The sequence below is a fragment of the Bowdeniella nasicola genome (assembly GCF_001907295.1).
Classification (GTDB): Bacteria; Actinomycetota; Actinomycetes; order Actinomycetales; family Actinomycetaceae; genus Bowdeniella; species Bowdeniella nasicola.
The window spans coordinates 1-9,287 of the sequence record NZ_MQVR01000090.1; the positions used below are offsets into that span (position 1 = coordinate 1).

The following is a 9,287-nucleotide window of genomic DNA, read 5'->3' on the forward strand; positions in this document are numbered from 1 at the left end:
GTAACCCTGATTCTCAAGGGCCTCGACGCTGCTTAGCGCACGGACACGCCCACCACGAAACCAGACCTCACCCCACACTCAAGTCAGAAGAGCCCGATAACCACTGGTCCGACCGCGTTCGTGACAATCCGGGCCCGTTGTCCTGGGCGATCACGGTCGACGATATCGACGCCGCCCGCGAGGCCGCGCAAAACGTCGGCTTCGAGCCCGGCGACATCGTTGACGGCGCCCGCACGACGGAGGACGGGACCGAGCTGTCCTGGCGGATGGTGAACATAGGCGAGGGTCCATTCGACCCGATCTATCCGTTCCTCATCCAGTGGGATACCCCGATGCCGGACCTCGATCAGGGCCCGGTCCTCGTTGCGATGTGCACCGGAATCCCGGATCCCACCCGCCTCGACGAGCTCCTCACCGCACTCGACTTCCACGACGATGACGTCACCCTCGGCGTCAGCGAGGGCGAGCAGGGGCTCGTCTCGGCGACGTTTCGCACCCAGGAGTCGACCGCCGATGTGCTGGAGCTCGACGGTCTGACGGTCAACCTCCACTAGCTGTGCCCCCGCGCCTGCGGCCGGGCGCGCCTACAGTAGGAGTATGCGATCCACTCGACCTGTTGCCCTGATTACTGGAGCCTCCCGCGGCATCGGCCTCGCTGTCGCCAAGGAGCTGTCGACGAGTCACGACCTCGTGCTCGGAGCCTCGTCCCAGGACTCGCTCACGGACGCGCTCGCTGAGTTCCCGGATGCCGTGCCCTTCGTGGCGGAGTTGACTGATCCCAAGATCCTTCGTGCGGCGGTCGACTCCCTCGAGCTGGACAGGCTCGACGTAGTCGTCCATTCGGCAGGCGTGGTTGGCGGTGAGCACGTCAGCGATACCGCGTGGGAGGAATTTCAACGCGTTTTCTCGGTCAACGTGTTTGCGGTAGCCGAGCTGACGAGGTTGCTGCTTCCCGCCCTCCGCGAAGCGGGCGGCCAAGTCATCGCGATCAACTCCGGTTCAGGCTTTAACTCCGGGCCTGGCTCTGCGGTTTACTCGGGGTCAAAATTTGCGCTCCGGGCGCTCACCGATGCGTTGCGCGAAGAAGAGCGCGGGACCGTCCGGGTCACCTCGATCCACCCGGGCCGCGTCGATACGGACATGCAGGTGAGCCTGCAGGAGTCGATGGGCAATACCGATTACGACGGCTCGCTGTACGTCACGCCGCAGGCGGTCGCCAAGACGGTTCGACTCGCGATTGAGGCAACCCCCGAATCGATGATTGAAGAGCTGTCGATCCGGCCCGTCAAAAAGTAGCTATGTCGCGTTCCTTCCAGAGTGCCTGGTAGTACGCCAGGCGCTCGCGGTCGGGCTCCAGACCGTATGAGGTGACGAGGAGGTCCTCGTAGCCGGGGCCCTAGACGTGACAGTGGGGCGACAGGCACAGTGCCTGCCGCCCCACTGAAGCCGTGAACTAGGAGTTCTTCAGCTCATCGCGGGTGAACTTGGGGTGCGTCTCCTTGGAGAAGGCGACCGCCGCGCCCGAGATGGCGAAGAGGATGACGAGGTAGATTCCGACGCTCCAGATGCCATCGGTGTTGTAGACCTCGCCGTCCTGCAGGAAGCGGTTGGCGACCAGCGGGATGAGGCCGGCGCCGAACACGGAGCCCATCTGGAAGGTGAGGGAAGAGCCCGTGTAGCGGGCGTTGGTCTCGAACTTCTCGGACAGGAATGCGCCGATCGGGCCGTACATCGAGGCCTGGATGATCGGGTTGCCGAGGATGAACGCGAGGCCGACGAGCAGCGGCTTGCCCGAGGAGAACATCATGAACATCGGCCAGATCATGATCATCGAGAAGACGGCGCCACCGAGCATGACGGGCTTGCGGCCCACCTTGTCCGACAGCCAGGCGAAGAACGGGATCGTGAAGATGTGCAGCACCGAGGATACGGTCAGCATGAACAGCGCGCGATCGCGGGTGATGGCGCCGTCGGATGCGTGCACCACGTAGGGCACCATGATGACCATGAGCAGGGCCTGAACCGCGAGCGGTGCGGCGCCGGCGAGCGTCCCGGCGAGGACTTCCTTGGGGTACTTGGTGAACATTTCCTTCAGCGGCGTGGCCTTTTCAGTGAAGCCGTGGGTCTTGGCTTCTTCGAAGTCCGGGGACTCCGCCACGCGCAGTCGCAGGTAGAGGCCGATTAGGACGACGACCGCGGACAGCAGGAACGGGACGCGCCAGCCCCAGGAGAAGAACTGCTCATCGGGCAGGGTTGCGAACATGCCGAGCATAAGGGTGGAAAGGACGGCGCCCGTGGGTCCGCCGGTCACCGCGATCGAGGCGCCGAAACCGCGCGACTTCTTGGACGAGTGCTCCATAGCCATGAGCGTGGCGCCGGCCCATTCACCGCCGACGGCAAAGCCCTGGGTGATGCGCAAGAAAACGAGGGCGAGCGGCGCGGCGACGCCGATGGCGCCGTACGTCGGCAGGAGCCCGATGCCGACAGACACGAGGCCCATGAGCATGAGCGTAATGAAGAGCATGTTCTTCCGGCCGAAGCGGTCACCGAAGTGGCCGAACAGGAGGCCGCCGATCGGACGGGACAGGTAGCCGGTGAACAAGATGACGTAGGACAGGAACGTTCCCATGGCGGGAGACAGCTCAGAGAAGAACAGCGGCGGGAACACGATGCCGGCCGCGGCTCCGTACAGGAGGAAGTCGTAGTACTCGACGGTCGAACCGAGGAAGGAGGAGACCAGCGCGCGGCGGGACTCTTTTTTCTGCTGGGGATGGCCCTCGGGGGCACTCTCAACGGCTGTGTTGGCTGTGGTGGTCTCTGACATGGTGTCTCCCGGTGCAGGGGCCCTGGGGCCGGTAGTGGATGGGGGGTCCCCTGATTCTTCGGAAATCGGATACGTGCCGCTGGTCACGTTCCACCTAGCGGCACGTGACGGATGCCATAGCCAGTCCAAGGCAGATGACGAAACGCCCCGCATCCCTTAGCGGGCGCGGGGCGTTCGGGCGGAAATCTATCGCGCGGGTACGACGTAAGTCGTGACGACGTTGGTGAGCAGCTTGCCCAACTCGTCGCAGACCTTCGTGTCCGTGACGATGAGGGTGCGGCCGGCCCGCACAAGGGTCGCGGTCGCGATCGCGTGGCCTTCCTTCGTGTTCGACACGACGTTCAGGGAGGACTGGACGGCGAGCGGGAAGACGCCCTCGGGGGTGTTGAGCATCGCGAGCCACGTGCCTGCGACATCGGCGAGGCCGAACATCGAGGGTGCGGAGAACATGCCCGCGGGTTGCGCGATGGCGGGGCGAAGCGGCATCCCCACGACGACCTCCTCGCTCGTGCCCGAGATCGGGTAGAGCTCGAGGGTCACGGCGATATCGTCGAGGCCCTCATAGAAGTCATTCCAGCGGGCGATGAAGTCATCGCCGGCGGGGTTGTCGACCACGGTCATGGCTAGTGTCCCGCCCGCGTCTCGATGGCCCGCGGCTCCTTCAGCACCCAGGCCGGCTCGGCCGCGAGCAGCGACAGTTCGATATCGCCGTGGATCTCGACATCGACGACGTAGCGGTAGCCCGCGCGCTCACCGAAGTCGATCGCGGGGATATCGCCGGCCGGGACGGCCAGGACGATGCGGCGGCAGGCGGGGTCCTGGGCGAGGATCGCGTGGGTCGCGGCCCACAGCGCCTTCGGGTCATCGCCGTGCGGCTCGACCTCGAGGTCGCGCGCGCCGACCGGGTAGGCCTCAAACAGTCGTCCCGTCAGGGTGTGGCGTAGCGAGACCGAACCGATCTCGGTGCCGTTCTCGCTCACTGTGTAGTGGGTTTCCCACCCCTCGGGGGCCGGGCCCTTCGCGACAGAGTATTCGTCGCCGGGAGCGGCCTCTGGATAGAAGATTCCAGGGAGATCTTGCTGCGTCATCGCGGCATCCTTTCTTATTCCTGGACCTCGGCGGCGCCACCGGCCACCATGTCACGAATCGAACGTTTATCGAGCTTGCCGGAGGAGTTACGCGGCACGGAGTCGACGAAGACGACCTTCTTCGGCAGCTTGTAGCGCGCCAGGTGACGGTCGCAGAATTGGCGGATCTGCTCGATATCCGGCGTCGAACCGTCGCGCATCGCCATGACGGCGACGACGTTTTCGCCCCACTTAGGGTCCTTTTGGCCGACGACGGCGACATCGGAGCAGCCGGGGTATTCGATGAGGACGCGCTCGACCTCGGCCGGGTACACGTTCTCGCCGCCGGTGATGATCATGTCCTTGAGGCGGTCGACGATGAAGAGGTAGCCGTCCTCGTCGGCGTAGCCGATATCGCCGGAGCGGAACCAGCCGTCGTAGAACGCACTCTCGTTGACCTCGGGGGCGTTCCAGTAGCCGGGGGTGACGTTCGGGCCGCGCACCCACATCTCGCCGGTCTCGCCGGGCGTCGTCACCTCTTCGAGCATGACGGGGTCGACGAGCTTGACCTCGGTGTGCAGCATCGCGATGCCGCAGGAGCCGGCCTTTTCCTTCGTCATGGCCGCGGGCAGGTAGGTCGCGAACGGCGCGGTTTCGGTAAGGCCCCACGCCTGCTGGACGTCGACGCCCTTTTCCGCATACTTCGCGATGACGACGGGCGGCACGGGCGCGCCCGCGCAGATCGTGGCGCGCAGCGAGGAGATGTCGGCGTCGGCGAAGCCGGGCTGATTGCTCATGACGAGCAGCTGGGCGGGCACGACGAACGCCGAGTTCACCTGGTACTTCTCGATGTCCTCGAGCGTCTGGGCCGGGTCGAAGGCGCGGCGCACGAGGGTCGTGTTGCCGCGGACGAACGCGCGGATCGTGAAGGAGTTCAGGGCGCCGATGTGGAACATGGGGGCGACCGCGAGGTTCATGTCCCCGACGCGGGTGTCGACGGAAGTATCGACGTTCACAGCGTTCCACCAGATGTTGCCGAAGGTGAGCTGCACGCCCTTCGGAACGCCCGTCGTGCCGGAGGTGAACAGCAGCAGCGCAAGATCGCGCAGCCCTTCCGCCTTCGGTTCGGGCAGGTCATCGGCAATCTCGGTGAAAACCTCGCTCGCGCGCTGCCAGTACGGCGGGGCGTTCTCGGGCACCTCGACGGCCGGGTCGTCATCGATGAGGAAGATGTGGTGGCGCTGGGCGCCGTAGACGTGGGAGAGCACTTCGGCGTGGCTGCCCTCGACGACGATCGAGTGCGGCGTGCCGCGCACGAGGAGCTCGGAGATCTCGGCGGGCGCGAGCCGGAAGTTCAGCGGCATGAACACGGCGCCGAGCCACCAGGAGGCGAACATCGTCGTGAGGAAGGACGCGGAGTTCATGCCGAGGTAGACGATGCGGTCCCCATCCTTGACGCCCGTCGCGCGAAACCGGGTGGCCATCGCTTTGACGCGGTCGGTGAACTCGGCGTAGGTAAATTCCTGATCCTCGTAGATCACCGCGAGTTTCTCTGGCGTGAAGTGCGCGTTGCGCGCCAGGAAGCTGGCGGGGTTGAGGTCGAGCTCGTCGACCTGCCGGGTGAGCGAGTGATCGATCTTCATGAGTGGGCTCCTGCAATCGGGTAAAAGCCTCGGGCGGCGAGGCCACCATCGGCGCGGATAATCTCCCCGGTGATCATGGCGGATGCGCGGGGGTCGGCCAGCATGAGGAAGGGTGCGACGTAGGCGGACGGGTCCGTCGGGGCATCGGGGAGCGGGAGATAAGGGTTCGGCGGGCCGGTGTGATCGTCGAAGGTCGCATCGAGCCGGCGGTCCGAAAGGCCGAGGCTCGCGGGACCGGCCAGGCCCGTCTTGATGCCGCCGACGGCGACACCGTTGACGCGCACATCGGGCGCGAGTTCGTGCGCGAGCTGGGCGATCAGGCCCCGGCCGGCGAACTTGGACGCGGTGTACAGCACCCCGCCGCCGTCCGGGTAGAAGGCGGCGTTCGACAGCGTCATGACGATCGAGCCCCCGGACTTGCGCAGGGCGGGCAGCGCCGCCTGCACGGTCAGGAGGTAACCGAGGACGTTGATGCGCATGACCTCGTCGAAGGCATCCGAGAGCTGCGCGGGGCTGAGGCGGGTGAGCGAGCGGCGGTAGTCCCAGATGCCCGCGTTCGGCACGCAGATGTCGAGGCCGCCGAACTCGGATTCGGCGAGGGCGACGGCGCTCGCGAGCGCCTCACCATCGCGCACATCGGCCGTATGCGCGAGCAGCGGGCGGCCCGCGGCGTGGATCGCAGAGATATCGCGGTCGACGGCGACGACGTTCGCGCCCGCGGCAAGGAACGCGTCGGCTAGTGCAGCGCCCAGGCCGGAGGCCGCCCCCGTGATGAGGGCGGTCTTTCCGGCCAGGCGCGCAGTCATGGTGGCTAGAAGAACGTCGAGATGTTCTTGACCATGAGGACGTTGACGTCGAACAGGATCCGACGCTTCGCGACGAGGAAGGAGCCGTCCTCCTGCGCGCGCACGATGTCGCGGCGCTCGCCGGCGTACCAGTCCTGCTCGCGCTCTAGGCGGGAGCGCCACACGATGAAGTTGGTACGGCACGTGATCTCGTTCTCGCCGCTGTGGCGGGCGGTGAGGTTGGAGATCAGGTGGCGGGTGCGGCTCGGTGGGTCTTCGGCCCAGGCCATGCCGGAGTCGAAGCGGCGAATGCGCCACGCGAGCGAGTCCTTGGTCTCGTCGTAGAACGCGGCCTCGTTCTCCTTCGCGATCGACAGCGCCTGCTGGCGGCGGGTGCGGTTGGAGCGGGTCGGCGCCCAGTAGTGCAGGTCCTCGTCGAACAGTTCGAGCCAGTCGGCAAAGCGGCCGTCGTCGAGGAGTTCGGCCTCGTAGAAATAGAACTGTTGGAGGCGGTACCAGGTGTCCAGATCGACGAGGCTGCCCGCCAGATCATCGGTCACGACGGCACCGGCGGCGCCCACCAGGTGGTCGGCATTCTTCTCAGTCATCATGCTTCCTTTCAGCGGGCCAGTTTCTTTAGGTCGATGTCGGGGTTGGCGAGGTCGGCCGGATCGACGATCTTTCCGCGGTCGATGATGCGCCGCGCCGCGCGCACGGCCATCCCGCCGTCGATCGCGACCGCGCCGATGACCTTGCCGTCGTCGTCGATCCGGAAGGCGAGCTGCGGCTTGCCGTCCTTTTCGCGGATGACGGTGTGGCCGGGCTCAGTCATCGAGCCGATGCCTTCGACGTGGACGCCGTGGCGGTCGGACCAGAACCAGGAGGAGCCGAAGGTCGGGGGGTCTTGGCCGAGGATCGAGGCGGCGGCGGCCTTGCCGTCGTTGGCGGCGGATTCCCAGTGCTCGTGGCGGCGGGCGAGCGAGCCGTCCTCGTTGCGCAGACGCGCGACGTCGCCGATCGCCCAGATCTTCTCGTTGCTCGTGCGACCGCCGGCGTCGACGAGGATGCCGCCTTCCTGCTCGAGCTCGGCAGAGGCCGCGAGCGGGGAATAGGTGTCGATACCGATTGCCACGAGGACGAGGTCGGCCTCGATGAGATGCGGGCCCTCGGTGTCGTGGGCGCCGTCGAGGTCGATCGCGAGCGTCCCGCCCTCGGCACGGATCTGCGTTGGCAGGCCGGTGAAGCACGTGATGCCGCGCTCGGCGTGCATCGCGTGCAGCACCTCGGCGATTTCGTGGCCGACGGCGGGCACGAGCGGGACCGGAGCCGGGTCGATGAGCGTAACCTCGCAACCGTTCGTCACGGCCGTGGAGGCGACTTCCGCGCCGATGAGGCCCGCGCCGATGATCGCGACGCGCGTCCCTGCGGTGAGTTTTTCCTTCAGCGCGAGGGCGTCGTCCTTGGTGCGCAGCGTGACGATCTCGGCGAGGTCGCCGCCCGGGATCGAGAGACGTCGCGCCCGACCGCCGACCGCGAGCACGATCGCGTCGGGCGTCAGCTCGGCGCCAGACTCGAGGACGATCCGCCCGGTATCGGGCTCGATCCGGTCGGCCCGATCCGTGCGGATCTCGACGTTGTTGTCCTCGTACCAGGAGGCCGGCGCGAGCAGCGTGTCATCGGTGGAGAATTCTCCGGTGAGCAGCTCCTTGGACAGCGGCGGACGGTCATAAGGCAGCCCTTCCGGATCGATGATCGTGAGCTCGCCGGTAAAGCCGCCCGCGCGCAGTTCGCGGGCGCAGGAGAATCCGGAGATTCCCCCGCCGATGATGGCAACGGATGACACGCTCATGGGTTATGCCTCGTCTGCGGGCACGCCCGGGTAGAGGTAGACCTCGTCGTCCTTGACCTCGACCTTGTGGGTGCGCATGTCCTCGGTCGCGGGCATGCACAGTACCTTGCCGGTCTTCAGGCAGAAGCGGGCGGTGTGCATCGGGCACTCGACCTCTTCGCCTTCGATCCAGCCGTCGGCGAGCGAGGCCTCGGCGTGCGAGCAGGTGTCATCGAGGGCGTACCACTCGTCGTTATCGGAGTGGAATACGGCGATCTTGACGTCGAAACCTGACTCCTCGGGCTCCACGACGATGGCTTCGCCTTCTTCCACGTCGTCGATGGTGGCGACCTTAATGCCGTCAGTCATTAGTCTTTAGCCTTCCTTTTCGTGCCATGCCGGGGTCGACATGAGCTCTCGCCACTTACGGTAGAACGAACGGCCCGCGGCGTCCGAGAAAAGCTCGGACGTGGTGCCCGGGTAGTCCGGGTCTTCCTTCTCGGTGCCCATGCCCATCTGGTAGTTCAGGGCGACGCGGTTGGTGATGAAACCGCCCGCGATCGCCTGGCATTCGGACCAGTTTTCGCCGTCGTCCTGCTCGAAGATGCCGGACGGGCCGAACGTGCGCAGGTTGTGCAGTCGCTGGGCTTCGCGGACCTCTTCGGGCATCGATTTGTCGAGGACCGTCCAGGCCCACACTTCCATCTTGTTCGGGCCCTTGGGGTGCCAGACGCGGATGGAGCCGTTGACGGGCAGGTAGCTGAAGGAGGGGAAGACCGTGGCGTGGCCGTTGGTCATCGGGCCGGTGACGCGCTTATCGCCGAGGCGCTCGCGCAGGGCGTCGTAGTCGTAGTACTCGTGCACGACGGAGTTGTCGAAGCGGTTGCGCTCGTGGACCGGGAAGCCGGCGCCGTGCCCGTTGGGGGAGACGAACTGCTTGCCGGGGCGCTCCGCGATTTCCTTCTTCGGGCCGCGGCCGGTCGGGCTCATGACCATGAGGGCCGACGCGTGCGACATGTTGACGTGGTACCAGTCGGTCGCGAACTGTAGTTGAGTCCCTCATAGTGGTGTAGCGGGGTGGTCGTGCTGGACAGCAGGGCGGTCACCGCGTGATCCTCGAGTTCATCTTCTACAACTCAC

10 protein-coding genes and 1 pseudogene are annotated in these 9,287 nt (G+C 66.1%); 2 read left to right on the top strand and 9 right to left on the bottom strand.

The features are described 5' to 3' along the window. Both BSZ39_RS11370 and BSZ39_RS11375 read left to right on the top strand, forming a co-directional pair. Positions 1 to 554: VOC family protein (locus BSZ39_RS11370; RefSeq protein ID WP_143180515.1), on the top strand; the 554-nt coding region annotated here is incomplete at its 5' end. 43 nt (positions 555 to 597) lie between these two features. Then, positions 598 to 1,296, top strand: a complete 699-nt coding sequence (locus tag BSZ39_RS11375) for an SDR family oxidoreductase (protein ID WP_073717443.1) — start codon at positions 598 to 600, stop codon at positions 1,294 to 1,296. A gap of 157 nt (positions 1,297 to 1,453) precedes the next feature. Here BSZ39_RS11375 and BSZ39_RS11380 read toward each other — a convergent pair whose 3' ends face one another. From BSZ39_RS11380 to BSZ39_RS11420, 9 genes and pseudogenes are all read right to left on the bottom strand, one after another. After that, entirely contained in the window at positions 1,454 to 2,824 is a 1,371-nt protein-coding gene (locus tag BSZ39_RS11380) for an MFS transporter (protein ID WP_073717444.1), read from the bottom strand. A 186-nt stretch (positions 2,825 to 3,010) separates the two neighbouring features. Next, positions 3,011 to 3,445: a PaaI family thioesterase gene (locus BSZ39_RS11385; RefSeq protein ID WP_073717445.1), complete on the bottom strand. Its 435-nt coding sequence runs from the start codon at positions 3,443 to 3,445 to the stop codon at positions 3,011 to 3,013. 2 nt (positions 3,446 to 3,447) lie between these two features. After that, on the bottom strand, positions 3,448 to 3,912 hold the full coding sequence (locus BSZ39_RS11390) for a hypothetical protein (RefSeq protein ID WP_083603312.1): 465 nt from the start codon (positions 3,910 to 3,912) through the stop codon (positions 3,448 to 3,450). Between the two features lie 14 nt (positions 3,913 to 3,926). Then, on the bottom strand, positions 3,927 to 5,534 hold the full coding sequence (locus tag BSZ39_RS11395) for an acyl-CoA synthetase (protein ID WP_073717446.1): 1,608 nt from the start codon (positions 5,532 to 5,534) through the stop codon (positions 3,927 to 3,929). Next, entirely contained in the window at positions 5,531 to 6,340 is an 810-nt protein-coding gene (locus BSZ39_RS11400; protein ID WP_073717447.1) for an SDR family NAD(P)-dependent oxidoreductase, read from the bottom strand. Before BSZ39_RS11400 ends, BSZ39_RS11395 begins: the two co-directional genes overlap by 4 nt. 5 nt (positions 6,341 to 6,345) lie before the next feature. Continuing rightward, complete coding sequence (locus BSZ39_RS11405; RefSeq protein WP_083603313.1) at positions 6,346 to 6,927, bottom strand: aromatic-ring-hydroxylating dioxygenase subunit beta; 582 nt, start codon at positions 6,925 to 6,927, stop codon at positions 6,346 to 6,348. An 11-nt stretch (positions 6,928 to 6,938) separates the two neighbouring features. Further along, positions 6,939 to 8,168, bottom strand: a complete 1,230-nt coding sequence (locus tag BSZ39_RS11410; protein WP_073717448.1) for an NAD(P)/FAD-dependent oxidoreductase — start codon at positions 8,166 to 8,168, stop codon at positions 6,939 to 6,941. A 3-nt stretch (positions 8,169 to 8,171) separates the two neighbouring features. After that, on the bottom strand, positions 8,172 to 8,516 hold the full coding sequence (locus tag BSZ39_RS11415) for a bifunctional 3-phenylpropionate/cinnamic acid dioxygenase ferredoxin subunit (RefSeq protein WP_073717449.1): 345 nt from the start codon (positions 8,514 to 8,516) through the stop codon (positions 8,172 to 8,174). Positions 8,517 to 8,522: 6 nt separating this feature from the next. Continuing rightward, positions 8,523 to 9,170, bottom strand: a pseudogene (locus BSZ39_RS11420) (SRPBCC family protein); the annotation flags it as partial. Between the last annotated feature and the right edge of the window lie 117 nt (positions 9,171 to 9,287).

What these genes read in the sequence shown, in the direction of transcription:
- BSZ39_RS11390 (WP_083603312.1), bottom strand. Translation starts at nt 3,912, where the DNA reads ATGACGCAGCAAGATCTCCCTGGAATCTTCTATCCAGAGGCCGCTCCC.
- BSZ39_RS11380 (WP_073717444.1), bottom strand. Translation starts at nt 2,824, where the DNA reads ATGTCAGAGACCACCACAGCCAACACAGCCGTTGAGAGTGCCCCCGAG.
- BSZ39_RS11405 (WP_083603313.1), bottom strand. Translation starts at nt 6,927, where the DNA reads ATGACTGAGAAGAATGCCGACCACCTGGTGGGCGCCGCCGGTGCCGTC.
- BSZ39_RS11410 (WP_073717448.1), bottom strand. Translation starts at nt 8,168, where the DNA reads ATGAGCGTGTCATCCGTTGCCATCATCGGCGGGGGAATCTCCGGATTC.
- BSZ39_RS11375 (WP_073717443.1), top strand. Translation starts at nt 598, where the DNA reads ATGCGATCCACTCGACCTGTTGCCCTGATTACTGGAGCCTCCCGCGGC.
- BSZ39_RS11415 (WP_073717449.1), bottom strand. Translation starts at nt 8,516, where the DNA reads ATGACTGACGGCATTAAGGTCGCCACCATCGACGACGTGGAAGAAGGC.
- BSZ39_RS11400 (WP_073717447.1), bottom strand. Translation starts at nt 6,340, where the DNA reads ATGACTGCGCGCCTGGCCGGAAAGACCGCCCTCATCACGGGGGCGGCC.
- BSZ39_RS11385 (WP_073717445.1), bottom strand. Translation starts at nt 3,445, where the DNA reads ATGACCGTGGTCGACAACCCCGCCGGCGATGACTTCATCGCCCGCTGG.
- BSZ39_RS11395 (WP_073717446.1), bottom strand. Translation starts at nt 5,534, where the DNA reads ATGAAGATCGATCACTCGCTCACCCGGCAGGTCGACGAGCTCGACCTC.